Origin of the sequence: Dietzia cercidiphylli (genome assembly GCF_039531545.1) — a bacterium.
GTDB lineage: Bacteria > Actinomycetota > Actinomycetes > Mycobacteriales > Mycobacteriaceae > Dietzia > Dietzia natronolimnaea.
The window spans coordinates 153,122-178,935 of the sequence record NZ_BAAAQG010000021.1; the positions used below are offsets into that span (position 1 = coordinate 153,122).

The 25,814-nt window shown below is 71.9% G+C and carries 27 protein-coding genes; 19 read left to right on the forward strand and 8 right to left on the reverse strand.

Features of this window, described 5'->3' with window-relative positions; translation table 11 throughout:
* Positions 1–62: 62 nt before the first annotated feature.
* The 3 genes from ABD250_RS16255 to dapC all read left to right on the forward strand — a co-directional run bounded on the left by ABD250_RS16255 (position 63) and on the right by dapC (position 4,184).
* Positions 63–2,657 carry a bifunctional FO biosynthesis protein CofGH gene (locus ABD250_RS16255; RefSeq protein WP_344393306.1) on the forward strand — a complete coding sequence of 865 codons (2,595 nt, stop codon included), beginning with the start codon at positions 63–65 and terminating at the stop codon, positions 2,655–2,657.
* Positions 2,658–2,742: 85 nt separating this feature from the next.
* Positions 2,743–3,066 carry a ferredoxin gene (fdxA, locus tag ABD250_RS16260; RefSeq protein WP_095718370.1) on the forward strand — a complete coding sequence of 108 codons (324 nt, stop codon included), beginning with the start codon at positions 2,743–2,745 and terminating at the stop codon, positions 3,064–3,066.
* A complete protein-coding gene (gene dapC, locus ABD250_RS16265; RefSeq protein WP_344393309.1) occupies positions 3,063–4,184 on the forward strand; it encodes a succinyldiaminopimelate transaminase in 1,122 nt (373 codons plus the stop codon). Before fdxA ends, dapC begins: the two co-directional genes overlap by 4 nt.
* Before the next feature lie 150 nt (positions 4,185–4,334).
* Here the strand turns inward: dapC and dapD are convergent, their stop codons facing one another.
* The gene (gene dapD, locus ABD250_RS16270; RefSeq protein WP_179525597.1) at positions 4,335–5,303 is read right to left on the reverse strand and encodes a 2,3,4,5-tetrahydropyridine-2,6-dicarboxylate N-succinyltransferase; all 969 of its coding nucleotides are present in this window, start codon (positions 5,301–5,303) and stop codon (positions 4,335–4,337) included.
* Positions 5,304–5,364: 61 nt separating this feature from the next.
* Here dapD and dapE point away from each other — a divergent pair, with 61 nt between their 5' ends.
* The 8 genes from dapE to ABD250_RS16310 all read left to right on the forward strand — a co-directional run bounded on the left by dapE (position 5,365) and on the right by ABD250_RS16310 (position 12,020).
* On the forward strand, positions 5,365–6,534 hold the full coding sequence (gene dapE, locus ABD250_RS16275) for a succinyl-diaminopimelate desuccinylase (protein ID WP_425551928.1): 1,170 nt from the start codon (positions 5,365–5,367) through the stop codon (positions 6,532–6,534).
* Positions 6,535–6,646: 112 nt separating this feature from the next.
* On the forward strand, positions 6,647–7,447 hold the full coding sequence (locus ABD250_RS16280) for an LOG family protein (protein WP_182657937.1): 801 nt from the start codon (positions 6,647–6,649) through the stop codon (positions 7,445–7,447).
* Complete coding sequence (locus ABD250_RS16285; protein ID WP_182657938.1) at positions 7,447–8,001, forward strand: LOG family protein; 555 nt, start codon at positions 7,447–7,449, stop codon at positions 7,999–8,001. The genes ABD250_RS16280 and ABD250_RS16285 overlap by 1 nt, the downstream gene beginning before the upstream one ends.
* A 68-nt stretch (positions 8,002–8,069) precedes the next feature.
* Positions 8,070–8,882, forward strand: coding sequence for a dihydropteroate synthase (gene folP / locus ABD250_RS16290; protein ID WP_182657939.1), 813 nt, complete (start codon positions 8,070–8,072; stop codon positions 8,880–8,882).
* A 74-nt stretch (positions 8,883–8,956) separates the two neighbouring features.
* Entirely contained in the window at positions 8,957–9,307 is a 351-nt protein-coding gene (locus tag ABD250_RS16295) for a DivIVA domain-containing protein (RefSeq protein ID WP_179525592.1), read from the forward strand.
* 91 nt (positions 9,308–9,398) lie between these two features.
* Entirely contained in the window at positions 9,399–9,566 is a 168-nt protein-coding gene (locus ABD250_RS16300; RefSeq protein ID WP_107747298.1) for a DUF3117 domain-containing protein, read from the forward strand.
* A gap of 79 nt (positions 9,567–9,645) precedes the next feature.
* Positions 9,646–11,118 carry a leucyl aminopeptidase family protein gene (locus tag ABD250_RS16305; protein WP_344393314.1) on the forward strand — a complete coding sequence of 491 codons (1,473 nt, stop codon included), beginning with the start codon at positions 9,646–9,648 and terminating at the stop codon, positions 11,116–11,118.
* Positions 11,115–12,020: a putative RNA methyltransferase gene (locus ABD250_RS16310; RefSeq protein ID WP_344393316.1), complete on the forward strand. Its 906-nt coding sequence runs from the start codon at positions 11,115–11,117 to the stop codon at positions 12,018–12,020. The genes ABD250_RS16305 and ABD250_RS16310 overlap by 4 nt, the downstream gene beginning before the upstream one ends.
* 60 nt (positions 12,021–12,080) lie before the next feature.
* Here ABD250_RS16310 and glgA read toward each other — a convergent pair whose 3' ends face one another.
* Positions 12,081–13,247 (reverse strand): glycogen synthase, encoded by a 1,167-nt coding sequence (gene glgA, locus ABD250_RS16315; RefSeq protein WP_338404153.1) that lies wholly within the window; start codon positions 13,245–13,247, stop codon positions 12,081–12,083.
* A gap of 143 nt (positions 13,248–13,390) precedes the next feature.
* On the opposite strand from glgA, the gene glgC reads away from it, so the two are divergent.
* Positions 13,391–14,617: a glucose-1-phosphate adenylyltransferase gene (glgC, locus tag ABD250_RS16320; RefSeq protein ID WP_182658262.1), complete on the forward strand. Its 1,227-nt coding sequence runs from the start codon at positions 13,391–13,393 to the stop codon at positions 14,615–14,617.
* Between the two features lie 49 nt (positions 14,618–14,666).
* On the opposite strand, the gene ABD250_RS16325 is transcribed toward glgC, so the two are convergent.
* Positions 14,667–15,275, reverse strand: a complete 609-nt coding sequence (locus ABD250_RS16325) for an O-methyltransferase (RefSeq protein ID WP_179525589.1) — start codon at positions 15,273–15,275, stop codon at positions 14,667–14,669.
* Between the two features lie 206 nt (positions 15,276–15,481).
* Here ABD250_RS16325 and sigE point away from each other — a divergent pair, with 206 nt between their 5' ends.
* From sigE to tatB, 4 genes are all read left to right on the forward strand, one after another.
* A complete protein-coding gene (sigE, locus tag ABD250_RS16330) occupies positions 15,482–16,105 on the forward strand; it encodes an RNA polymerase sigma factor SigE (protein WP_182658509.1) in 624 nt (207 codons plus the stop codon).
* 102 nt (positions 16,106–16,207) lie between these two features.
* Entirely contained in the window at positions 16,208–16,627 is a 420-nt protein-coding gene (locus ABD250_RS18145) for an anti-sigma factor family protein (protein ID WP_179525587.1), read from the forward strand.
* Between the two features lie 10 nt (positions 16,628–16,637).
* Complete coding sequence (locus tag ABD250_RS16340) at positions 16,638–18,194, forward strand: S1C family serine protease (RefSeq protein WP_338404172.1); 1,557 nt, start codon at positions 16,638–16,640, stop codon at positions 18,192–18,194.
* Between the two features lie 92 nt (positions 18,195–18,286).
* The gene (gene tatB / locus ABD250_RS16345) at positions 18,287–18,793 is read left to right on the forward strand and encodes a Sec-independent protein translocase protein TatB (RefSeq protein ID WP_259847275.1); all 507 of its coding nucleotides are present in this window, start codon (positions 18,287–18,289) and stop codon (positions 18,791–18,793) included.
* 108 nt (positions 18,794–18,901) lie between these two features.
* Here the strand turns inward: tatB and ABD250_RS16350 are convergent, their stop codons facing one another.
* The 4 genes from ABD250_RS16350 to ABD250_RS16365 form a co-directional block, all read right to left on the reverse strand.
* Entirely contained in the window at positions 18,902–20,041 is a 1,140-nt protein-coding gene (locus tag ABD250_RS16350; RefSeq protein WP_179525585.1) for an Mrp/NBP35 family ATP-binding protein, read from the reverse strand.
* Positions 20,042–20,080: 39 nt separating this feature from the next.
* A complete protein-coding gene (locus ABD250_RS16355; protein WP_182658828.1) occupies positions 20,081–21,217 on the reverse strand; it encodes a lytic transglycosylase domain-containing protein in 1,137 nt (378 codons plus the stop codon).
* A gap of 72 nt (positions 21,218–21,289) precedes the next feature.
* The gene (locus ABD250_RS16360) at positions 21,290–21,841 is read right to left on the reverse strand and encodes a DUF1003 domain-containing protein (RefSeq protein ID WP_182658827.1); all 552 of its coding nucleotides are present in this window, start codon (positions 21,839–21,841) and stop codon (positions 21,290–21,292) included.
* Positions 21,838–23,175: a magnesium transporter MgtE N-terminal domain-containing protein gene (locus ABD250_RS16365; protein ID WP_344393325.1), complete on the reverse strand. Its 1,338-nt coding sequence runs from the start codon at positions 23,173–23,175 to the stop codon at positions 21,838–21,840. Before ABD250_RS16365 ends, ABD250_RS16360 begins: the two co-directional genes overlap by 4 nt.
* A 69-nt stretch (positions 23,176–23,244) precedes the next feature.
* Here ABD250_RS16365 and ABD250_RS16370 point away from each other — a divergent pair, with 69 nt between their 5' ends.
* The 3 genes from ABD250_RS16370 to ABD250_RS16380 are packed head-to-tail and all read left to right on the forward strand — an operon-like array spanning position 23,245 to position 25,390.
* On the forward strand, positions 23,245–24,285 hold the full coding sequence (locus tag ABD250_RS16370) for an HpcH/HpaI aldolase/citrate lyase family protein (RefSeq protein ID WP_182658056.1): 1,041 nt from the start codon (positions 23,245–23,247) through the stop codon (positions 24,283–24,285).
* Positions 24,285–24,785, forward strand: coding sequence for a general stress protein (locus tag ABD250_RS16375; protein WP_179525580.1), 501 nt, complete (start codon positions 24,285–24,287; stop codon positions 24,783–24,785). The genes ABD250_RS16370 and ABD250_RS16375 overlap by 1 nt, the downstream gene beginning before the upstream one ends.
* Positions 24,782–25,390, forward strand: coding sequence for a suppressor of fused domain protein (locus ABD250_RS16380; RefSeq protein ID WP_304814553.1), 609 nt, complete (start codon positions 24,782–24,784; stop codon positions 25,388–25,390). Before ABD250_RS16375 ends, ABD250_RS16380 begins: the two co-directional genes overlap by 4 nt.
* Here the strand turns inward: ABD250_RS16380 and ABD250_RS16385 are convergent.
* A partial coding sequence (locus ABD250_RS16385; protein WP_344393330.1) for a CorA family divalent cation transporter occupies positions 25,391–25,814 on the reverse strand: 424 nt, incomplete at its 5' end.

Genomic DNA, 25,814 nt, shown 5'->3' on the forward strand with positions numbered 1-25,814 from the left:
CGTGACCTCCCACGCAGCACCGGCCCTCCACCTCCCGGCCCCGGTGGGGCATCATCACGGACATGGATCTCGCCCTGACGCCCGTCGATCCCGAGCCCACGCCCTCGGCCATGCGGCGCGCGCTGCGCCGGGCCTCCGACGGGCTCACCCTCGACGTGACCGAGGCGGCGGTGTTGCTGGCCGCGCGCGGAGACGATCTCGTCCGGCTGACCGGGCTGGCGGCCGCGCGTCGCGACGCCCGCCTCCTCGACGAGGGGCGTCCGGGGGTGGTGACGTACTCCCGCAAGGTGTTCGTCCCGCTCACCCGCCTGTGCCGCGACCGCTGCCACTACTGCACCTTCGTCACCGTGCCCGGGAAACTCCGGGCCGCCGGCGAAGGCATGTTCCTCGACCCCGACGAGGTGGTGGACCTGTGCCGGCGCGGCGCGGAGGCCGGGTGCAAGGAGGCGCTCTTCACGTTGGGCGACCGACCGGAGGACCGGTGGCCCGAGGCGAGGGAGTGGCTCGAGTCGCGCGGCTTCTCCTCGACGCTGGACTACGTCCGGGCCATGGCCATCCGGGTGTTGGAGGAGACCGGTCTGCTGCCGCACCTCAATCCCGGCGTGATGAGCTGGTCGGAGATGTCCACCCTCAAGCCGGTCGCACCGTCCATGGGGATGATGCTCGAGACCACGGCCACGAGGTTGTTCACCACCCCGGGTGCGTGTCACCACGGCAGCCCGGACAAGGACCCGGCCGTGCGGCTGCGCACCCTGACCGACGCGGGGCGTCTCGCGGTGCCGTTCACCTCGGGGATCCTGGTGGGGATCGGGGAGAACAGGACCGAGCGGGCCGACAGTCTGCTCGCGCTGGCCGGGCTGGCCAGGGAGTTCGGACACCTCCAGGAGGTGATCGTCCAGAACTTCCGGGCCAAGCCCGACACCGCCATGCGCGACTCGGCCGACGCGGACACCGACGAGTTCCTCGCCGCGATCGCCGTCGCGCGCCTGGTGCTCGACCCGCGGGTCGCCGTCCAGGCCCCGCCGAACCTGGTCGACCGGCAGGACGTGCTGGCCCTCATCGGCGCGGGGGTGGACGACCTGGGCGGCATCTCGCCGCTCACACCCGACCACGTCAACCCCGAGCGGCCGTGGCCGCATCTGGAGGGACTGACCGCCGACCTGGCGGCGGCGGGCTGGGCGCTGACCGAGCGACTCACCGCCCACCCGCGATACGTCGGAGCGGGTGACGCCTGGATCGACCCCAGGGTGTCGGGTCACGTCCACGCGCTCGCCGACCCGGCCACGGGCCTGGCGGCGGTCGGCGGCGGTGGCGAGGGCGACGACGACGAGGTGGTCCGTCCCTCGGGGCGGCCGTGGCAGGAGCCCGACGACGACTGGGACTCGAGCGGACGGACCGACCTGCACACCGCGATCGACACCGAGGGCCGCAACACCGACACCCGTTCGGACATCGGCGAGGCGTTCGGCAACTGGGACGTCATCCGGGCCCGCGCCGCCGAGCTCGGTGCGGCCGCGCTGGTCCCCGAGCGGGCGGACTCCGAGGTGCTCGCAGCGCTGCGGGCCGCGGAGTCGGACCCGGCCGGCCTCACGGACGACCAGTACCTCGCCCTGGCCACGGCCACGGGGGACGGGCTGGCCGCGTTGGCCGGACTCGCCGACCGGATCCGCGCGGACGTGGTGGGGGAGACGGTGACCTACGTGGTCAACCGGAACATCAACTTCTCCAACATCTGCTACACGGGGTGCCGGTTCTGCGCCTTCGCCCAGCGCAAGGGGGACGCGGACGCGTTCTCGCTCTCGGCCGCCGAGGTGGCCGACCGCGCGTACGAGGCGTACGTCTCCGGGGCGTCCGAGGTCTGCATGCAGGGCGGGATCGACCCGGACCTGCCGGTCTCCGGTTACGCCGACCTCGTCCGCGCGGTCAAGGAGCGGGTGCCGTCCATGCACGTCCACGCGTTCAGCCCGATGGAGATCTCGAACGGGGCGGCCCGGTCCGGGGTGGGGGTCAGGGAGTGGCTCACCGAGCTGCGGGCGGCCGGTCTGGACACCATCCCCGGTACCGCGGCGGAGATCCTCGACGACGTGGTCCGCTGGGTCCTGACCAAGGGCAAACTCCCGGCCTCCGAGTGGATCGACATCGTCACCACCGCCCACGAGGTTGGCCTGCGCTCGAGCTCGACCATGATGTACGGCCACGTGGACACGCCGAGGCACTGGGTGGCGCACCTGCGCACCCTGCGGGGGATCCAGGACCGGACCGGCGGGTTCACCGAGTTCGTCCCCCTGCCCTTCGTGCACCGCAGTGCCCCGCTGTACCTGGCGGGCGCGTCCCGGCCGGGCCCGACGCGGGAGGAGAACGTCGCCGTCCACGCCCTGGCACGGATCATGCTGCACGGATCGATCCACAACGTGCAGACCAGCTGGGTCAAGCTCGGGGTCGCGGGGACGCGCACCATGCTCCGCGCGGGGGCGAACGACCTGGGCGGCACGCTGATGGAGGAGACGATCTCCCGGATGGCCGGGGCCGAGAACGGGTCCGCCAAGACCCCGGAGGAGATCGCGGAGATCGCCACCGGGATCGGTCGGCCCGCCCGGCGTCGGGACACCGTCTACGGACCGGCCCCCACCCAGATCCCCGTGACCGTCGTCACATAGCGCGACCGGCTTCGGGGCGGCGTCGTCGCGGACGCGGGGTGTGACATACGATGCAGGCCATACCGCTACGAGGAAGGTGGCTGACGTGACCTACACGATCGCAGAGCCGTGCGTCGACGTGATGGACAAGTCCTGCGTCGAGGAGTGTCCTGTCGACTGCATCTACGAGGGTGGACGGATGCTGTACATCCACCCCGACGAGTGTGTCGACTGCGGCGCGTGTGAGCCCGTCTGCCCGGTGGAGGCCATCTTCTACGAGGATGACACCCCGGAGGAGTGGTCCGAGTACAACACCGCCAACGTCGACTTCTTCGTCGAGCTGGGATCGCCGGGCGGCGCCGCCAAGGTGGGCAAGGTCGACTACGACCACCCGTTCATCAAGGCGCTGCCCCCCATGAACCAGGAGTGACCCCGGTGGTGTCGCGCCCGGAGCGTCGTCCGCCCGGGCGCGCGCTACCCGTGTTCCCGTGGGACACCCTCGCCGAGGCGAGGTCAGTGGCCACCGCGCATCCCGACGGCCTGGTCGATCTCACCGTGGGCACCCCCGTCGACCCGGTCGCCCCGCTCATCCGTGAGGCACTCGCCGCCGGATCCGCGGAACCGGGTTACCCGACCACCATCGGGACCGCGGAGCTCCGGCTCGCGGCCGCCGACGCTCTCCACCGGCGCTACGGGGTCACCGGCCTGGATCCCGGGGCGATCCTGCCCGCGATCGGTACCAAGGAGTTGATCGCGGGTCTGCCCGCACAGCTCGGACTCGGCCCGGGCCACACGGTCGTCGTGCCGGAGGTGGCCTACCCGACCTACGAGGTGGGGGCCCTGCTCGCGGGTGCGACGGTCGTGCGCGCCGACTCCCTGACGCAACTCGGCCCGTCGTCGCCCACCCTGCTCTACCTCAACTCGCCGTCGAACCCCAGCGGCCGGGTGCTCGGCGTGGACCACCTGCGCAAGGTCGTCGGTTGGGCCCGCGACCGCGGGGTGATCGTGGCCTCGGACGAGTGCTACCTCGGGCTGGTCTGGGAGGGTGAGGCGCCCTCGGTCCTCGACCCGCGTGTCTGCGACGGCGACCACACCGGGCTCCTGGCCCTGCACTCGCTGTCCAAGACGTCGAACCTGGCCTCGTATCGTGCGGGGTTCGTGGCGGGCGACCCGTCCCTCGTGGCGGAGCTGCTGGCGGTGCGCAAGCACGCGGGTCTGATGATGCCCCTGCCCGTCCAGAACGCCATGACCGCGGCGCTCCGGGATGACGCCCACGAGGCCGAGCAACGCGAGCGGTACCGGGCCCGACGTGAGCTCCTGCTCCCGGCCGTGCAGGACGCCGGGTTCCGCGTCGACGACTCGCAGGCCGGGCTCTACCTCTGGGCGACCCGCGACGAGCCCTGCCGGGAGACGGTGGACTGGTTCGCCGCCCGCGGTGTCCTGGTGGCCCCCGGTGAGTTCTACGGTTCCGCCGGGGCCCGGCACGTCCGCATCGCCCTCACCGCGACCGACGCCACCGTGGCCGAGGCGGTCCGTCGGCTGGCCTGAGCGGGTCGCACCCTACGTCCGCCCGGCCGCGGCCGCGCCCGCCGGCGCCCCCTGCGCCCGCCGGCGCCATCGATAAGAGCGTTCCGCGCATCTGCTCTCGGCCGATGCGTGCGGAACGCTCTTGTCGTTGTGGGTGTGCGTCGCGGGAGGTCAGTCGTTGGCGTGGAGCGCCTCGTTCAGCTCGACGCCCTCACGCTTCCACGGCACGGCCTCGACGGCGCCGGAGACGGAGTTGCGCCGGAACAGCAGATTGTCCATCCCGGAGAGCTGGCCCGCCTTGACGGGCTCGCGATCGGCCCAGGCCCCGGCCCGGACGTCGACCTTGGTCCCGGCGGTGACGTAGAGCCCGGCCTCGACCACGCAGTCGTCGCCGAGCGAGATCCCGATTCCGGAGTTGGCACCCAGCAGGCAGCGCTCGCCGATCGAGATGGTCTCCTTGCCGCCGCCCGAGAGGGTTCCCATGATCGACGCGCCGCCACCGACGTCGGAGTCCGCACCGACCACGACACCGGCCGAGACGCGTCCCTCGACCATCGACGGCCCGAGGGTGCCGGCGTTGAAGTTGACGAACCCCTCGTGCATGACGGTCGTCCCCTCCGCCAGATGGGCACCCAGTCGGACGCGGTCGGCGTCGGCGATCCGGACCCCGGACGGGACCACGTAGTCCACCATCCTCGGGAACTTGTCCACGCCGTAGACCGTCACCGGGCCGCGGGCGCGCAACCTGGCACGCACCATCTCGAATCCCGGTACCTCACAGGGGCCGAAGTTGGTCCACACGACGTTGGCCAGTGTCCCGAACAACCCGTCCATGTTGGCGAAGTGCGGCCGGATGAGGCGGTGGGAGATCAGGTGCAGCCGCAGGTAGGCGTCATAGGCGTCGGTCGGGGCCTGCGTGAGGTCCTCGATCTCGACCCGCACCGCGACCCGCTCGACACCGCGATCGGCGTCGGGTCCGGTGAGGGGAGCCAGCTCCTCGGGGACCTCGTCACCCGACAGGATCCGGTGACCCCCCTCGGAGGCCGCTCCGAGCTGGGGCGCTGGGTACCACACGTCGAGGACGGTGTGATCGGACGTCAGGGTGGCGATTCCGGTGGCCACGGCTCCGTGTGCACTCATGCCCCCGATGCTAGCGGTCGGCCCCGGCGCGTACCGGCCACGGGCATCTAAGGTGGACGCCGTGACCGCCGCCCTCGATCTGACCGCCGACCCGGTCGACCTCACCCGCGCCCTCGTCGACATCGCCAGTCCCTCCCGGGAGGAGGCGGAGATCGCCGGCGCCGTCCACACGGCGCTCGCCTCCGTGGTCGCCGGCTTCACGGGTCCGGCCGCCGGGCGGACCGAACTCGTGCGGGACGGCCACCGCGTCCTGGCCCGCACCTCGAGGGGGTTGCCGACCCGGGTGGTGCTCGCCGGACATCTCGACACCGTCCCGGTGGCGGACAACGTCCCGTGCCGACTCACGGGTGAGGGAGCCGATCAGGTCCTGCACGGGTGTGGGACCGTCGACATGAAATCCGGCGACGCCGTGTTCCTCCACCTGTTCGCGACCCTGGCGGACTCCGCCGAGCTCGCGCACGATCTCACGTTGGTGCTCTACGACTGCGAGGAGATCGAGGCGACCGCGAACGGTCTCGGGTTCCTCGAACGGACCCACCGCGACTGGCTCACGGGGGACGTGGCGATACTCGGCGAGCCCACCGGCGGCCTGATCGAGGCGGGCTGCCAGGGCACCCTCCGGATCCGGGTCCACGCCCGCGGCACCCGGGCCCACTCGGCGCGGAGCTGGTTGGGGGACAACGCCGTGCACCGCCTCGCCCCGGTGCTGGCGGCGCTGGAGAGGTACGGACCGCGCTCGGTGGACATCGACGGCTGCGTCTACCGGGAGGGGCTGCAGGCCGTGCGGATGTCCGCGGGCGTGGCCGGCAACACCGTCCCGGACGAGGCGTGGCTGGACGTCAACTTCCGCTTCGCGCCGGACCGGGACACCGATGCCGCTCTCGCGCACGCCCTCGACGCGCTCGGGTTGACCGGGGCGGGCCCAGTCCCCGCCGGCGGGGAGCCGCCGAGAGACCCCGGTCTGTACTGGGAACTCACCGACCTGTCCCCGGGGGCACTGCCCGGCCTCGGCGCCCCGGCCGCGGCCGAGCTGGTGCGGGCGGCGGGCGGACGGGTACGGGCCAAGTACGGATGGACCGACGTGTCACGGTTCGCCGCCCTGGGCGTCCCGGCTGTCAATCTGGGTCCGGGCGACCCCGGCCTGGCGCACACACGGGACGAGCACTGCCCGGCCACCCAGATCACCGAGGTGGCCGAGGTGCTCCGCACCTACCTCACCACCTCCGGCTGACCCCGACCCGACACGACCCGCGCCCGACACGGCCCGGACCTGATACGACCCCGGACCCCGCGAGCCCGGACATCACGAGCCCGGACCCCACCCCAGTAGGAGACCACCCCTGATGGCACCGAACGATTCAGTACACCTGCGCGGCCCGCTCCTCCTGCGACGGGACAAGGGCGGCGATCGCACGACCACCGACCAACGGCTGTTGGACACCAACCAGGACACCGACTGGTTGCACACCGACCCGTGGCGGGTCCTGCGCATCCAGAGCGAGTTCGTCAACGGGTTCGGCGCGCTCGCGGAGCTGCCCGACGCGGTGAGCGTCTTCGGGTCCGCGCGGACCCGCCCGGGTGATCCCGCCTACGAACAGGCGGTGGAGCTGGGGCGGGCGCTCGCGGAGGCGGGTTACGCGGTGGTCACGGGCGGCGGACCGGGTCAGATGGAGGCGGCCAACAAGGGCGCGTGGGAGGCGGACGGTGAGTCCGTGGGCCTGGGGATCGAGCTGCCCATGGAACAGGGGATCAACCGCTGGGTGGACCTGGGGCTGCACTTCCGCTACTTCTTCGTCCGCAAGACGATGTTCGTCAAATACACGCAGGCGTTCGTCTGTACCCCGGGTGGCTTCGGCACCCTGGACGAGTTCTTCGAGGCCATCACCCTGGTCCAGACCGACAAGATCACCCGGTTCCCGATCGTCCTGCTGGGAGTGGAGTTCTGGACCCCACTGGTGGACTGGATCCGGGGAACCCTGGTCGAGCAGGGGATGATCTCGGCGTCCGACCTCGACCTGTTCCTGGTCACCGACTCCGTGGCCGAGACGGTGGAGTACATCCGCGAGGCGCACCACCGGGCCGCGCTGACCGCCGAACAGCGTGAAGACCTGTACGGCGAGGAACACCGGGGGGTCGAGCGTTGATGGCACCGGTTCCCGGCCGTCGGGTCTGCGTCTACTGCGCCTCCTCGACCCACGACCCCGGGCTGCTGCAGATCGCCACCGAGGTCGGCAACGGGATCGCCCATCGTGGATGGTCTCTGGTCTCCGGCGGCGGCAACGTGTCCATGATGGGCGCGGTCGCCGAGGCGGCGCGGGACGGCGGAGCCCGGACCGTCGGCGTCATCCCCGAGGGGCTCCGGGTGCGTGAGGTGGCCGACACCGCTGCGGACGACCTGGTGGTGGTCACCACGATGAGGGAACGCAAACGCGAGATGGAGGAGCGCTCGGACGCGTTCCTCACCCTGCCCGGGGGGATCGGCACGATGGAGGAGATGTTCGAGGTGTGGACCTCCGCCTCGCTCGGGTTCCACCACAAGCCGGTCGTGCTCTACGACCCGATCGGCTTCTACCGACCGCTGATGGACTGGGTCGGCGGGCTCGTCGAGTCCGGTCTGGTCAAGCCGCAGGCGTTCGACAGCCTCGTGGTGTGTGACGACCTGGAGGCGGCGCTCGACGCCTGCGGAGGCCGGCGGTGACGCCACCGGGCGCGACGCCGCCTCCGACGCTCTGCGGGCGCCCCGTCCCGGTGGACCGACCTCTGGTGATGGCGATCGTCAACCGCACGCCGGACTCCTTCTACGACCGTGGAGCGAGCTTCACCGACGTGGCGGCGATGAACCGGGTCGACCGGTGCGTGGAGGACGGCGCGGACATCCTCGACATCGGTGGGGTCAAGGCCGGTCCCGGCGAGCTGGTGGACGCCCGGGAGGAGCTCCGGCGGGTGGTGCCCTTCATCGAGGCGGTCCGGGACAGACACCCGGGCGTGGTCATCTCCGTGGACACCTGGCGCGGCTCGGTCGCCCGCAGCGCCCTGTCCGCCGGCGCCGATCTGGTCAACGACACCTGGGCGGGGCACGATCCCGAGGTGCTGACCGCCGCCGGCGAGGCGGGGGCGGGGTTCGTGTGCTCCCACACCGGGGGTGCGGTCCCGCGCACCCGGCCCTTCCGGGTGGGATACCCCGACGTCGTCCTCGACGTGGTCTCGGAACTGTCCGCTGCCGCCGAACGGGCCCTCGCCGCCGGGGTCCCCGAGGACGGGATACTGGTCGACCCCACCCACGACTTCGGCAAGAACACCTTCCACGGTCTCGAGCTCCTGCGGCGGATGGACGAGATCGTGGCCCTCGGTCATCCCGTCCTGATGGCGCTGAGCAACAAGGACTTCATCGGCGAGACCCTGGACGCGGGAATCGACGACCGCGCCGAGGGCACCCTGGCGGCGACCTCCGTCGCGGCGATGATGGGCGCCCGCGTGTTCCGCACCCACGACGTGCGTGCGACGCGCCGCTCGGTGGAGATGGTGGCCTCCATCGTGGGAACCCGCCCACCTGCGCGAACGGTCCGCGGGCTCGCCTGACTCGGGCGGGTCCACCGCCGCGAGGCGTGTGCCAGACTGGAGGCCCGGCCCGGACCAGAGAGAGGCTCCCGCGCATGCTCACCATCGTCATCTATGTGGTGGTCACCCTGATCGTGGCGGCGGCGCTCTACGCCCTGTCGATCGTGGTCTTCGGCCGTTCGGAACCGCTGCCGGCGGTGGCGCGGGGACACACGGTCACGATGCTGCCCGAAGGGCCGCTCACCGGCGACGATCTGCGATCGGTCCGATTCGGGATGTCCGCGCGGGGGTACACGATGTCGGAGGTCGACTGGGCGCTCGAGGAGGCGGCGACGGAGATCGACAGGCTCCGCGCGCGACTCGCCGGGGAGGGAAACGTCGGGGAGTCCTCCGACGGGGCGGACCCAGAACGCGCTCCCGCGTCCGGGCACGGTGTGACGCGCTAGAATCGGCAACATCCACTCAGCGATACCGCACGTGGGCCCGGCCGTCCTCACAGGACGCGGCCCACTGCCAAGGACGAAGGGAATCGACCCGATGGCGGCTATGAAGCCCAGGACCGGTGACGGACCGATGGAAGCGGCCAAGGAGGGCCGCGGGATCGTCATGCGCGTCCCTCTCGAGGGTGGCGGACGCCTCGTCGTGGAGTTGACCCCCGACGAGGCGAAGTCGCTCGGCGCGGAGTTGACCCAGGCCATCTCCTGATCGTCCCCTGCTCTGGCGAATCGACGCACCCGGCCCACGCGGCGGGTGCGTCGATTCGGTTCCACGGAAGGTTCTCCCGATGTCCGAGGTCCCCTCGCGTCCACTCCCCACCGTTCGCGTAGCTCGCGGATCGGACCCCGCCACCGGATGGTCGCTGGTCACCCGGGCCCCGGAGGAGGGCCGACCCCTCCGCGGCCGCGCCGTGGAGGCGCGGACGAGCGCGGTCGACGGCCGGCCGGTGGTGGAGGTCGAGATCGACGCGACGGCTCCCCGTCCCGGATGGTCGGGAGCGGTGGACGTCGGCATCGGGTACCGCCGGGCGGGTGCGGCCGTGGCCAGACACCTGCGGGATGCGCGGCGGACCGATGAGGTCGGGGTGTCCGTTCCCGGAACCGTCCCTCCCGACCGGGTCGGCGATCTGGTCCTCGGATACCTGTTGGGTGCGCGCGGTCAGGACGTGTTCGCCGCCGACCCGGCGCCGGTGGCGCCGGACCTGGTGGTGCGGGTCTCGCCGGGATCAGGGGAGGACGACGACGAGGTGGTCGTCCGCGACGCTGTCGCCGCGGCCGAGGAGGCCGCCCGTGCCACCGCCCTGGCCCGCGACCTCGCCGGCGCGCCCGCGGATCTGAAGACCCCGGAGTGGCTCGTGTCCCGGATGTCCGGGGTCCTGGCAGCCGCCGGGATGCGGACCCGGGTGCTCGAGGGGGACGAGCTGGTCGACGGCGGTTTCGGCGGGGTCCTCGCGGTGGGCGGCGGTTCGGCGGCGACGCCCCGCGTCCTGGTGGCGCGCCGCCCCGGGCCCGGCACGCGCGTGCTCCTGGTGGGCAAGGGCATCACGTTCGACACCGGTGGGATCTCGGTCAAGCCGGCGGAGGGGATGCACCTCATGCGCACCGACATGGCGGGCTCCGCCGCCGTCGTGGCGGCGGCGGCCGCCTACTGCGCTGACACGGACGGCCCGTACGCGGCCCTCGACGTGACCGTCGTGGTCCCGTCGGCGGAGAACATGCTCTCCGGGTCCGCCTATCGCCCCGGGGACGTGGTCACCCACGTGGGCGGCACGACGTCCGAGGTCACCAACACCGACGCGGAGGGTCGGATGGTGTTGGCCGACGCGCTGGCGCACGGGATCGCCGAGTGCGACCCGGAGGTGGTCGTGGACGTGGCCACCCTCACGGGGGCGATGAAGGTCGCCCTCGGGATGCGGACCGGTGCGGTCATGGCGACGGACGACGACCTCGCGGACCGCGTGTCCGCGGCGGGCGCGGCGGCGGGGGAGCGGTGGTGGAGGCTCCCGCTTCCCGACGACCTGCGCCGGGCCGTCGACTCCGGGATCGCGGACCGCCGGCAGGCGCCCGCCGGGCCGGGGGCCATCACCGCGGCCCTGTTCCTCGAGGGTTTCGTCGACGGGCGCCCGTGGGCCCACCTCGACATCGCCGGCCCGGCGCGGTCGCCGGAGGAGATCGACGAGGTCGGACCGGTGGCGACCGGGTTCGCCACCCGGACCCTGGTGGGACTGCTCCGGGATCTCGTCGACCGGCCGCGGCGGTGACCCCGGCGCCGGCCGCGCTCGTCCGGACGATTCCGTTGTTGCGCTGCCCGCTCTGCGGGGACCGGCTGGGGCCCACCGAGGCCGGCGTGGAGTGCGGCGGCGGGCATTCGTTCGACCGCGCACGCGGTGGTCATCTGACCCTCCTCGGGGCGCGGGGACGCCGGTTCCCCGGGGACTCGGCGGAGCAGGTCGCCGCCCGCGAGAGGGTCCTCGGCCACGGGGTGTTCGACGGGGTCGCCGACGCCCTGGCCGAGGTGGCGACCGGTGCGGTCGGCGCGGTCGCCCGCCCCGTGCTCCTGGACGCCGGGGCCGGGACGGGGTTCTACCTCGACCGTGTCGTCGACGCGCTGCACCGGAGGGTCGCGCCGGGTGGGGACGCCATGGAGGCGGTCGGGGAGCCACTCGGGATCGGCACGGAGCTCTCGGTGGCCGCCGCGCGCCGGCTGGCCCGCGTCAATCCCCTCGTCGCGGCGTTGGTCGTCGACACCTGGGACGGTCTTCCCCTCCGGGACGCCGGTGTCGACCTGGTCCAGGTGGTCTTCGCGCCGAGGAACCCCGCCGAGTTCGCCCGGGTCCTCCGCCCGGGCGGGACTCTCGTCGTCGCGGTGCCGGGCCCGGGTCATCTCGAGCCCCTGCGGTCGCGGGTCGGGATGCTCGCACCCGCGGCGGACAAGGCCGAGCGCCTGGACACGCACCTGGCCGCCGGGTTCGACCCCGGTCCGGTCCGGGTGGTCGACGTCACCACCACGGTTCCCGCCGCGATCGCCGCGGACCTGGCCCTCATGGGCCCCAGTGGAGTCCACCTGGGTCGGGCCGGGGTCGAGCGGGCCATCGGGTCCGGCGACGGCCCGGTCCGCGTCCACGTCGAGGTGCGGACGTTCCGCAGGTCTCTGCAGGAGTGACGCGCTCTACACGAGTGAGGCGCTCTACACGAGTGAGGCGCTCTACAGGAGGTAGGCGCTCTACAGGAGTGAGGCGTACATCGCGTGGGTCTGCTCGGCGATCGCCTCCCACGCGAACCGCGTCCGGGCCCGCTCCTGCCCGGCACGGCCGTACGCGGCGGCCTTGCCCGGATCGACGACGAGTTCGTTGACCGCGGCCGCGAGACCGGCCTCGAAGGCGTCCGGGTCCGACTCGTCGTAGTGGACGAGCGTGCCGGTCTCGCCGTCGATGACGACCTCCGGGATCCCGCCGACATCGGAGGCGACGACGGCGGTGTCGCAGGCCATGGCCTCGAGGTTGACGATCCCGAGGGGTTCGTACACCGACGGGCACGCGAACACCGTGGCGGCGGAGAGGATCTCGATGACCTCCGCGCGCGGCAGCATGTCGCGGAGCCAGTAGACGCCGTCCCGGGTGGACTGCAGGTCGGCGACCAGTGATTCCATCTCGGCCGCGATCTCCGGGGTGTCCGGGGCACCCGCACAGAGCACGAGCTGGGCGTCCGGGTGGAAATCTCGGGCCGCGCGGACCAGGTGGGGCACTCCCTTCTGACGTGTGATGCGACCGACGAACGCCACGATCGGTCGGTCCGGGTCGACACCGTGCCGCCGGAGGACCGAGTCCTCCCCGGCGAACGTCTCGACCGGTGACCACACCGAGGTGTCGATGCCGTTGAGGATCACGTGGATCTTCTCCGGATCGACCTCGGGGTAGACGCGCAGGATCTCGTCCTTCATCCGTGCACTCACCGCGACCACGGCGTCAGCGTGGGCGAAGGCGTTGCGCTCCGACCACGACGAGACGCGGTAGCCGCCCCCGAGCTGCTCGGCCTTCCAGGGTCGGCTGGGCTCGAGAGAGTGCGCGGACACCACGTGGGGGATGCCGTAGAGCTCCCCGGCGAGGTGGCCGGCCAGGCCCGCGTACCAGGTGTGGGAGTGGACGATGTCCGCCCCCTCCGCGGCCACGCACATGCGCAGGCCGGCGGAGAGGGTCCGGATCGCCGGGTTGGCGTCCTCGCCCAGCTCCGGATCGGGCCGGAACGCCCGCGCGGTGTCGCGGTCCGCGCCCATGCACAGGACGTCGACCTCGCACAGCGGCCGCAGGGTGGCCACCAGTTCGGTCACGTGGACCCCCGCCCCGCCGTAGACCTCCGGTGGGTACTCCCTCGTCATCATCGCTACTCGCACACCGGTCAACCTAGCCCCCCGGGGCGTCCCCGGGACCGTTGCGGGTGAACCCCGCCCGACCACGGGGTGTCGGCGCGGGGCGGTGCGGGGGCAAGTCCCGTGATGGTCCGTGGCAACGGCCCGGAAGTCGTTACGGTGGGGGGGTGAGGAACCAGCCGCACGTCCTAGCAATCGTTCTCGCCGGTGGCGAGGGCAAGCGCCTCTTCCCGCACACCGCGGACCGCGCCAAACCGGCGGTGCCGTTCGGCGGGTCGTACAGGTTGATCGACTTCGTCCTGAGCAACCTCGTCAACGCCGGCTTCATGCGGATCTGCGTCCTCACGCAGTACAAGTCGCACTCCCTCGACCGGCACATCTCCCAGGTGTGGCACATGAGGGGGATGGGGGGCGAGTACATCACCCCCGTTCCCGCGCAGCAGCGGCTCGGACCGCGGTGGTACACCGGGTCGGCGGACGCCATCCTGCAGTCGCTGAACCTGGTCCACGACGAGAAGCCGGACCACATCGTCGTCTTCGGGGCCGATCACGTCTACCGCATGGACCCCCGTCAGATGCTCGACCACCACATCGCCACGGGGGCCGCGGTCACGGTCGCCGGGATCCGGGTCCCCCGCAGTGAGGCCTTCGCCTTCGGCTGCATCGACGCGGGGGACGACGACCTGATCCGGGACTGGGTCGAGAAGCCCTCCGATCCTCCGGGGACGCCGGACGACCCGGATGCGACGTTCGCCTCGATGGGCAACTACATCTTCACCACGGATGCGCTCGTCACGGCCCTCAAGGCGGACGCGGAGAAGCCCGATTCCACCCACGACATGGGCGGGGACATCATCCCCGCGCTGGTGGAACAGGAGCGCGCGTACGTCTACGACTTCGCCCGCAACCGGGTCCCGGGCGAGACGGAGCGCGACCGGGGGTACTGGCGGGACGTGGGGACCATCGACGCGTTCTACGACGCCCACGTGGACCTGGTCTCAGTGCACCCGGTGTTCAACCTCTATAACAACCTGTGGCCGATCCGGACCCAGCAGGACAACCTGCCGCCCGCCAAGTTCGTCAACGGCGGCATGTCCCAGGAGTCGATGGTGGGGGCGGGGACGATCATCTCCGCGGCCACCGTGCGCAACTCCGTGGTCTCGAACAACGTGGTGGTCGAGGACGGCGCCGTGGTGGAGGGCAGCGTGCTGATGCCCGGTGTGCGGATCGGTCGGGGCGCCGTGGTGCGCAGGGCGATCGTGGACAAGAACTCCTCGATCGGCCCGGGCGACGTGATCGGCGTGGATCACGAGCGCGACCGGCTCCGGTTCCCGATCAGTGCCGGCGGAGTGGTGAGCGTGTCCAAAAACTCCGTCACGTCGCTGCCCGGCTGAGTCGCCAGCCGGGTCCGGTCCAGGGTTCGCCGCCTCCGGGCGCGCGGGCTCAGAGTGCGACCACGGTCAGCCCGCCGCCGACGGGCAGCACGGTGACGTGTGCGTGTTCGGGCAGGTCCGCGCCCTCCGGCAGCGGTGCGTGCTCACCGATCAGGACCAGCGCACCGCCGGGACGCAACAGTTGGTGAGCGCGGGACACCACCCGGGCGACCGAGTGATCCGGGACATCGGCGACGAGCAGGTCGTAGGCGCCGTCGGCGAGCTTGTCGGCCACCTCCAGCGGCCGCGCCGCGATGTAGCGGGCGGCGGACGCGGGGTGTCCGGCCGCGCGGAGGGCGGTCCGGGCCGCCTCCAGGTGATGGGGATCGTCGGTGATGCAGGTGACCACGGTCCCGGAGCCCTGCCCGGCTGCCGCCAGGATCGCCAGGGCGGGCACGCCGGGAGCGGGCGAGATGCACACCGCGGTGCGGGCTCCGGTCAGTCGGGCGACCAGCCGGATCACCTCGGCGGTCAGCGCGTCCGGAGAGGCGGCACCCAGTTCGGCCGCGTCCGCACGGGCGGGGGCGTAGAGCGAGTCGTCGACCAGATCGGAGCTGCGGCGCGCGAGGTCGGCGAGCCTGGAACGGTCGGAGGCGGGGACGTCAGTCGAATCGGACACCCGAGCAGCGTATCGCCGCGCACGCGGACGACGTGTCCAACGCGCGGTGATCGGATCGGTATGAGACTCTCAGGGGGATCTCAGTACGGGTATACCGTGAGGACAGCCCGATGAGAGAGGGTGGGCACACGTCGTTCCACGAGGGGGCGACGGAACACCGCGCGGACGACTTGCGAGGAGCCCGCGCCGGAAGGCGGCGGCAGCGCATGTACTCGCAGACGGTGCACGAGACGGCGATCGCTCCCGGCGGTGACCACGACGAGGCGGTCGGTACCGCCCGCTTCGACGCGAGTGGTGACGCCGCCGACATGCCCTCCTGGTCCCAGCTCGTCGCCCAGCACGGGGACAGGGTCTACCGGCTCGCATTCCGGCTCTGCGGCAACGCCCACGACGCGGAGGACATCACCCAGGAGGCGTTCATCCGGGTGTTCAGGTCCCTGGACAAGTACAAGCCGGGCACCTTCGAGGGATGGACGCACCGGATCGTCACCAACCTCTTCCTCGACATGGCGCGGCGTCGGTCTCGCATCCGCTTCGAGGCGCTCCCGGAGGACGCCGAGCGGGTCCCGGGTCGTGAGCGCAGTCCGGAGCAGGTCCTGTCGGAGGAGACCTTCGACCCGGTCCTGCAGACCGCCCTGGCCAATCTCTCCCCGGAGTTCCGCGCGGCGGTGGTGCTGTGCGACATCGAGGACCTCAGCTACGAGGAGGTCGGCCGGATCCTCGGGGTCAAGATGGGGACGGTCCGCAGCCGCATCCACCGGGGTCGTTCCGCGTTGCGTGCCGAGCTCGAGGCGGCCGGTGTGACCGGGGTCCACCAGAGCGTCGACTGATCCCCCCGGGAGCTCCCGGGAACCACCGGAGTATCCCGTGCGTTGATCATCCCGGGCGGTCAGAGCCCGGCCCCGAGGGCAGACGGACGAGGAGGCGCGAGGGTGGACCGACACCAGTCAGGACGCGGGTCCACTCCCGAGTACCGGTTGTCGCGGGACTCGGTCCGTGAGGTCGCCGGGAGTACGCCACCCCCTCGATCAGAACCGCACTTCCTCTCCACCGACCACCTCTCCACCGAGGCGGCGGCAGCGTACGTGGACGGCTGCCTCCCGCCCGCGGGACAGGTCCGCGCGGACGCCCACCTCGCTCTGTGCCCGCAGTGTCGACGCGAGGTGGCCGAACAACAGGACGCACGTCGCGCTCTCCGGGGATCCGGGCCGATCCACATGCCCGGTGATCTGCGGGAGCGCCTCCGCCTCCTCGGGGAGGAGCCGACCCGGGAACCCACAGGCGCCCCGGTGCCCCCGCCCGGGAGCAGGTGGTCGAGGCTCCTGCGCCGCCTGCGTTCGTCCGGCCGTTAGGCTGGGGCGCGTGGAGGACGAGACTGGTGTGCCCGGACCGGCGGAACGGGACGTCGACCCCGACCGGCCGCTCCGCGAGCCTGCGCCGATCCACAGGCCCGTCGTGGACGAGGCCTCCGCCGAGCGCTTCTCCCGCCCGCCCGGGGTGACAGGAGGATTCGACCCCCGGCGTCCACAGGCTCCGGTCGATCACTCCGCTCAGGACCGCCATTCCGGCCCGCACCGGCACTCCGGCGCGGCGGACGGGCACGACGCCGACCCGGCACTGGCCGCCGCGTTCGGGCCGTCGGGTGACACCGTCGGTGGTATCGAGCGGCATCCGGGCTGGCAGGACCGGGTCGAGGTGCCACAGCCCGCCCCGCCCGACCCGTGGCGGGATCCCCACGCCCCGGTGGGGTTCGGAACCCCCGCCCTGCAGGCGGCGGACGAGCCCGGACCGGAGGATCTGTCGGGTGCGGACGTGCCCCCGCCGCCGAGGCTCTCACTCTCCGAGGCTCTGTTCGAGCGGCGACTGAGCAGGCAGGCGCTGGCAGGGGCGACCGCCGCCGTCGCCGTCATCGCCCTCGTGGGAGGGGGGATCGGCGCGGTCGTGGCCGATTCCGCCCGCGTCCTCACCACGTCGACGGTACGCATCGCCGACGCGCCGGCGAACGTCATCCGGCCCGACAACCCGGTCGGTGAGGTGGCGCAACGGGTCCAACCGGCGGTGGTCCACATCCAGGTCTCCACGGCCTCGGCCCGGGGTGAGGGTTCCGGCATCGTCATCGACCCGCAGGGCTACATCGTCACCAACAACCACGTCGTCACCATGGACGGCGCCGCCGACAGGGCGGACATCGACGTCGTCTTCCCGGACGGGTCCAGGGCATCGGCCGAGTTGGTCGGCCGCGACCCGGCGACCGACCTGGCGGTGCTGAAGGTCGACGACGTCCAGAACCTCACCGTCGCGACCCTCGGTGATTCCGATCGGGTGCAGGTGGGCGAACAGGTCGTCGCCATCGGGTCGCCCCTCGGCCTGGCCCGGACGGTCACCGAGGGCATCGTGTCGGCCACCCAGCGGCCGATCGCCCTGGGGGAGTCCACCTCCGACGGGGACGTGGTGATCGACGCCATCCAGACCGACGCGGCCATCAATCCCGGCAACTCGGGTGGTCCGCTCATCGACGCCAGCGGGGCGGTGATCGGGATCAACACCTCCATCTTCACCCAATCCGGTGGGTCGATCGGGCTCGGGTTCGCCATCCCCGTCAACGATGTGCGCGACATCGCCACCTCGCTCATGAGCGAGGGCTCCGTACGTCACGCGACCATCGGCGTGAACGCGCGCAAGGCGGAGAACGGCAACGTGGAGGGTGCGGAGCTGGTCAACGTGCGGGAGGGGTCGCCCGCACAGGAGGCCGGGCTCCGGGAGGGCGACGTGGTGACGAGTGTCGGGGAACGCGGTGTCCGGTCCTCCGACGAGCTCATCGTGGCCGTCCGACGGGCGGGCGCGGACGTCGACGTGCCGGTCGAGGTCATCCGCGACGGTGCACGGATCGAGGTGACCGTCCGACCCGTACTCGCCTGACCCGCTCGGGGCCGGCAGGTCGCCGGCGCCGGTGGCCGGTCGTCCGAGGTCGTGGTGCCGGTCGGTGCCGGGACGACGTATCCTCGGAGGCGATGTTCACTAACGTGGGGTGGTCCGAGCTCCTGGTGCTCGGCGTGATCGCGCTCGTGGTCCTGGGGCCCGAGCGCCTACCCGAGGCCGCCCGCTGGCTGGCCTCGGCGGTCCGCAAGGTCAAGGACTTCGCGGGCACCGCCCAACAACAGCTCCGTGACGACTACGGGGCCGACTTCGAGGAGTTCCGCGAGCCGCTCAAACAACTGAGCGACCTGAGGGGCATGAGCCCCCGCGCGATGGTGACCAAGCACCTCCTTGACGGCGACGACTCCTTGTTCACGGGGGACTTCGGCGCGGCCGCGCCAGCGGGAGGACCGCGGTCGACGGGTCCCCAGGCGGCCGGACGCCAGTCGACCGGGCCACAGGCGACCGGGCCACAGGCGACGGACGCCCGGGCGGCCGGGCCACGGTCGACGGGTCCCCGGGCCACCGGTCCGGCCTCCCCGTCCGCGCCCACCCCGCCGTCGCCGGGCAGCGCCCCGATCTGGGACACGGACGCCACCTGAGAGTGCGCGTCGTGTCGCGGTGACGTGGCGCGTGCGGGCCCCGGGAGGACGCGGGATGCGCCCGCGGTGCGGCGGTCCCGCCGTGCGGCGGTCCGGCCGGTCCGGCGGTCAGAGGTGGCGCGTGGTGTCGATCCCGAGGTTCATCCCCGCCAGTCCGCGCGGCCGGACGGCCAGTCCGTCCGCGATCTCCCTGTACGCCCTGCCGGACGGTGAATCCGGCTCCGCCAGGACGATCGGGGTGCCCTCGTCGCCGTGCTCCCGGACGGCCTGCTCGAGCGGCACCTGGCCGAGCAGGCGCACCGGTGCCCCCACGGAGCGTGAGAGGTTCGCCGCGACCTCGGCCCCACCGCCGGTGCCGAAGACGTCCATGCGGGTGCCGTCGGGGAGTTCGAGCCACGACATGTTCTCGATGACGCCCGCGATCCGCTGACGGGTCTGGAGAGCGATCGACCCCGCCCGTTCGGCCACCTCGGCGGCGGCCTGCTGCGGTGTGGTCACCACGAGGATCTCCGCCGACGGGATGAGTTGGGCGATCGAGATGGCGACGTCACCCGTTCCCGGCGGTAGGTCCATCAGCAGCACGTCGAGGTCGCCCCAGTACACGTCGGCCAGGAACTGCTGGAGGGCGCGGTGCAGCATGGGGCCACGCCACACCACCGGGGTGTTCCCCTTGGTGAACTGGGCGATCGAGATGACCTTGACGTCGTGCGCGACCGGCGGCAGGATCATCTGCTCGACCTGGGTGGGCCGGGCATCGGTGCCCAGCATGCGGGGGATCGAGTGGCCGTAGATGTCCGCGTCGAGGACGCCCACGGACAGTCCACGGGACGCGAGCGCGGTCGCGAGGTTGACCGTGGCGGTGGACTTGCCCACGCCCCCCTTGCCCGAGGCGACCGCGTACACGCGGGTGAGGTTCCCCGGTTGGGCGAACGGGATGACGGGTTCGGCCGCGTCCCCCCGGAGGTGCTTGCGCAGTTCCGTGCGCTGCTCGTCGTTCATCACGTCGAGCTCGACCACGACCTCGCCCACACCGGCGACGTCCGAGACCGCGGTGCGGACCCGGTCGGTGATCGTGTCCCGCATCGGGCACGTGGCCACCGTCAGGTAGATGCCTATCCCGACCCGGCCGGATCCCTCGTCGATGTCGACGCCCTTGACCATGCCGAGCTCCGTGAGCGGCTTTCTGATCTCCGGGTCGTCGACCTTGGCCAGGGCGGCGCGGATCGCTTCTTCGCTGGGTGCACTCATGATGCCCCGAGTCTAGGCGTCGGGGTCCGGGCGGGCGATTCAGGCAGGCGGCGGCACGCAGAACGGTGCGATGCAGGGGAGCTCGAACACCGGGAGCCCGGGTGGGGCCGGCGCGACCTGGGCCGGCGGCGCAGGGGGACGAGGCGCCGGCGCGTTCTCCGGGGACGGCGACGGGGACGGAGACGGCGGCGTGGGTACTGCCGGGGGAGCCGGCGGTGGGGTCACCTCGGTACATCCGGGTACCGGACGGCCGGGCTCGCCCGGCGGCGCGGGCTCCGGTGCCGCGGTGGGCCGACCCTCCCAGCCGTCCGGGCAGTGCTCGGGGGTCTTCGGTGGTTCCACGATCGGCCTGGGCTTGTGGATCTCCGGCAGGTCCGACGGCAACGGGTAGGAGTTGACGGCGTAGCCGTGCGCCCAGGCGTTGACGTTGGCCACGTACGCGAGCGAGTTGTTGTAGGCGAGGACCGCCCGGGTGCGGGCCGCGGGGTCACCCATCGAACCGCCCTGTCCACACAGCAGGGTCGCGGCCGCGAGTGCACCGTCGTAGATGTTGTTGGGGTCGGCCACGCCGTCGCCGTTGCCGTCCCGACCCAGCACCGCCCAGGTGGAGGGGATGAACTGCACGGGGCCGACCGCCCGGTCGAACTCGGTGTCGCCGTCGAACCGCCCGCCGTCGGTGTCGGTGATGACGGCGGTGCCGGGCAGCGAGCCGTCGAGGCGGGGACCGAGGATGCGGCCGATGGTGTTGCCCTGCGCGTCGAAGCGTCCACGGCCCTGGTTGGACTCGACCTGGCCGATGCCCGCGAGAAGTGTCCAGTCCATCTCGCACGCGGGCTTCTCGAGGTTGAGGCGGTCGGTGGCGCGGTGGTAGGCGTCCAGGGCGATGCCGGGGATCCCGAGGGGGCCGTCCGGGATCGTCGCGGGCTCGATGTGTGCGGCGCCGGGGTCCCGGACCTCGCTCGGCGGCGGGGTCTCGGAGGTCGGAGTGGTGGCACCCGCCGCGGTCGTCGTCGGATCCTGGGTGGCGGTCTCGGCCGCCTGCACGATTCCCGATGCCCCGGTGGGTCGACTGTGGTCCATCGTCAGGCTCACGGCGGTGAGCACGCCGATCACGCCCGCGGCGACCGCGGCGCTGGTCAGTGCCCGTCGATCAGTGTTGTGCGCGATCTTGCGCAAAGTTCCCCCTACAACGTCCGGACGGTGTCGCGAGCGGGGTGCGTCGCGGCATCGCTGCCGTGCTGGTCGACGCTACCTCCGGCCCCTGGTGTCTGAATCGCTTTTGCGGCGTTCGGTGTTACCGCCGTCACAATTCTGGTCCGCGAGCAGCGTTCCTATGCGCTCGATCGAGTTCCTGAGGTCGTCGAGTTCCCGGCGGAGGTAGTCGCGGGTGACCGTCTCACCCACGGAGAGCCGGACGGAGGCCAGTTCCCGGGCCAGGAACTCGGTGTCCGCCTTGGTCTGGGTGGCCCGCAGCCTGTCCTCCGCGATCGACTCCTTGTCGCGGTCCTCCTGACGGTTCTGGGCCAGGAGGATGAGGGGGGCGGCGTAGGCCGCCTGGGTGGAGAACGCGAGGTTGAGGAGGATGAACGGATAGGGGTCGAAGCGCATCGCCACGACCGTGACGTTGATGAGGATCCAGACGATCACGAGGATCGTCTGGATCAGCAGGTACTGGCCGGTCCCGAAGAACCGGGCGATGGCCTCGCTGTACCGGCCCACGGCGTCCGGGTCGACACTGATGCGGGGCCGCCGCGAGGTGACGGGTGTGGAGAGCGCGGAGCGCGTGCCCGGTTCGGTCACCGACGGACCTCCCTGTGGTCGTGGAGGTCCATGTCACGCCAGTCCTCGGGGAGCAGGTGGTCGAGGAGGTCGTCCACCGCGACCGCCCCCAGGAGATGGCCCTCGTCGTCCACGACGGGACCGCACACGAGGTTATAGGTGGCGAAGAACCTCGTCACCGAGTCCACCGAGTCGGTGGGACGCAGGCTGGACAGGCTGGTGTCCACGGTCACGGCGACCATCGTCGACGGCAACTCCCTGAGCAGCGCCTGGATGTGGACGCATCCGAGATATTTGCCCGTCGGGGTGGCCGTGGGGGGTCGGACCACGAAGACGAGGCTCGCCAGCGCCGGGCTCAGGTCGGGATTGCGGCAGTGGGCCAGGGCTTCCGCGACGGTCGTCTGGGGGGACAGGATGATGGGTTCCGGCGTCATGAGCCCGCCGGCGGTGTCCGCGTCGAACGTCAACAGGCGGCGGACGGGTGCGGAGCCCTCCGGATGCATGAGTTCGAGGAAGGACTCCGCGTCCTTCTCCGGCATCTCGCCCAGCAGGTCCGCCGCGTCGTCCGGATCCATCGCCTCGAGGACGTCCGCCGCCCGTTCCAGCTCGAGTCGGGTCACGATCTCGGTCTGCTCGTCGTGGGGCAGTTCCTGGAGGATGTCCGCGAGTCGTTCGTCGTCGAGGGTGCGGGCCACCTCGAGCCGACGCACCTCGGGTAGTTCACGCAGGGCGTGCGCGACATCGGCGGGACGGAGATCGGCGTAGTGCTCGACCAGGCTCTCGGCTCCGTGCTCCGGGGTGCCGATGGCGTCGTCGTCGAACCCCTCGATCCGGCTCCAGGGCTGGATCGACACCGGCCCCCGGCGGCCGAGGGGCCCGCGCCCACGACGGGCCCGGACGGCCAGCCTGGAGACGAGCCAGTCGCGGGTGCGCTGCCGCTCGATCTCCACGTCGACGACCTGGTAGCGCGACGTCACCGCGGTGCCGGCCGCCGAGACGGCCGAGGGGCCGGCCGCGGAGCCGGGCGCGCCGCGCTCCGGATCGACCCCCACGATCGAGTCCACCAGGGACCCGAGCACCAGGTTCTCGCCGGGCCTGGACTGGAACCGGTGCAGATTGATCGTTCCGGAGATCAGCGCGACCGAGCGGGGCTCGACCGAGGCGACCCTGAGCATGGGCACGAAGATCCGCCGCCGGGTGGGAAGCTCCACCACCAGTCCGAGGACCCGGGGTTGCTTGTGCCGGGCGCGCATCGTCACCACGACGTCGCGGATCCGCCCGATGTCGTCCCCGTCAGGGCCGATCACCGGCAGTCCGGCTAGCCTGGCGACGAAAGCCTTGTTGAGGTTCGCCATGCGGACCAGGTTAGTCACCGGGTGGTGGATCACGCCCCGCCCGCACCGGACCGGAGGGAGTGCCCGCAGATGACCCCCGCCCAGCACACGGAGACCGCACCGTCGGAGTCCGCCGCGGCGACGATCGCCGGACTGCGCACCCGTCCCCGGCGCACTGTGCTCGCCGTCCCCGGTAGCAGCGTCAAGATGATCGGCAAGGGCCGCGGGTTGCCGGTGGACGAGGTGTTCCTCGACCTCGAGGACGCCGTCGCGGGCCCGGCCAAGGAACAGGCGCGCGAGAACGTCGTCGAGGCGCTCACCAGCGGTGGCTTCGCCGCGCCGACCGTGGTGGTGAGGGTGAACGCCTGGGACACCGAGTACACCGTCCGGGACGTCACGGAGGTGGTCGGCAGGGCGGGCGCCCACGTCGACGCGCTCCTCCTGCCCAAGGCGCGGTCGGGCGCGGAGGTCCGGGCCCTCGACCTGGTGCTCACCCAGGTGGAGAAGGCGGCGGGCCTGCCGGTCGGGCACATCGGTATCGAGCCCCAGATCGAGGACGCGCTCGGTCTCACCAACATCGACGAGATCGCCACCGCGAGCGCGCGGGTCCTCACGCTGGTGTTCGGTCCCGCGGACTTCATGGCCTCGATCGGCATGCGCACCCTCACCGTCGGGGAGCAGCCGGAGGGGTACGCGCCGGGCGACGCCTACCACCACGTTCTGTTGAGCATCCTCGTCTCCGCCCGGGCGCACGGTCTCCAGGCGATCGACGGGCCGTTCCTCAAGGTGCGGGACGTGGAGGGCTTCCGCAGGGCGGCGGCCCGCACCGCGGCACTGGGCTTCGACGGCAAGTGGGTCCTGCATCCCGCCCAGGTGGACGCGGGCAACGAGGTGTTCAGCCCGCGTCAGGACGAGTTCGACAAGGCGGAGGGGATCCTCGCCGCCTACGCCCACTCCACGTCCGAGGAGGGCGGGGCCCGGGGCGCGGTGATGTTCGGTGACGAGATGCTCGACGAGGCCAGCCGTAAGATGGCACTGGTGGTCTCCGCACGAGGGCGGGCAGCGGGGATGACGACGACGGCCGCCCGAGAGACCGATCCGAACGGGTCGACGACGGAAGGATCGATGTGATGACGACTCCGGTGTCCCCGACCACGGGCCGGCGCGGGCAGACGCCCGGGTTGCCCACGCCCCCCACCGGGTGGGTGGTCGGTTCCTACCCCACCTACGCGCAGGCCCAGGCGGCCGTGGACCACCTCGCGGACGAGGAGTTCCCCGTCCACGAGGTGACCATCGTGGGCGTGGACCTCATGCAGGTGGAGCGTGTCACCGGCCGGCTGACCTGGCCCAAGATCCTGCTCGGCGGACTGGCGACCGGCGCGTGGCTCGGACTGTTCGTGGGCCTGCTGGTCGGCATCTTCACCCAGCCGATGTGGGGAGTCGTCCTCACCGGACTGATCGGTGGTTCGGTGTTCGGTGTGGTCTCCGCCTCGCTGTCCTACGCCGCGACACGGGGAAAGCGCGACTTCGCGTCGACCTCCCAGTTGGTCGCCGGACGGTACGACATCCTGTGCGAGCCCGGGAACGCCGAGAAGGTCCGCGACGAACTCGCACGCCTCGGCCTCAAGTGACGCTCCCGGGAGGCCCTTCCGACTCGTCGTCCGTCCTGACCGCGGTCCGCGAGCATCTCATCGCGCATCTCGGCCCCGAGCCGCAGGAGGCGTCGGTGACCTTCCTGGGGGCGGCACCGATCCGGGTCCTGCGCTTCGTGGACATCGAGTCCGGCCTGGTGAGATACGCCTCGCTCGGGTGTTCGGCCGACCCGATGGGGGACCCGTCCGCGCTGGTCCCCGACCCGACCGCGCCGCGGGCCGAACTCTCCCTGGTGTTGCGGGGCGGCGTGGACGGGCTCGTCCGCGCCCTGGCCGTGCTCGCGGCCGCCCCGGCGGTCGAGGGCCTGGTGCTGTCCGAGGGCGCTCTCATCGATCTCGGGGAGCCGCTGTGGCCGGGCGCGGCGTTCACCGCGGTCGTGCTGCGGGCGCCCGAGATCCCCGACGTCGAGGTGGGCGGGGAGTCCGCCCCCGTCAGGATCTTCCGTGCGGTCCCGGTGACGCACACCGAGGCGGCCTGGGTCCGACTCAAGGGAGCGGGGGAGCTCGAGGACGCGTGGGCGGAGGCCGGGATCGACGTGACCGATCCGGCGCGCCGCGCGGTGAATCCGGGTCTGACCCGCTGACTACAGCCAGCGGTTCCTGCGGAAGAGCAGGAACAGCCCGGTGCACGCGGCGGCCATGACCCCGAGCACCAGGTAGTAGCCGTACTCGGAATGCAGTTCGGGCATGTTGGTGAAGTTCATCCCGTAGATCCCCGCGATCATCGTGGGCACGACCGCGATCGCCACCCACGCGGAGATGCGCCGCATGTCGGTGTTCTGCTGCACCCCGATCATCGCCATGGCCGCGTTGACCAACGAGGTGATCTGCTCGTCGAGGGTCGTGACCTCCGCCGCGACCTGGCTGTGGTGGTCGTGGACGTCGCGGAAGTAGTGCCGGATCTCGGCGGGGATCAGGTCGAGATGCTCGACCGCCAGGCGTGTTAGGGACGTGCTTCGGAAAGCAGAGTTCTGATGATCGGGTAGCGCGAGTATGAGCATCGGATAG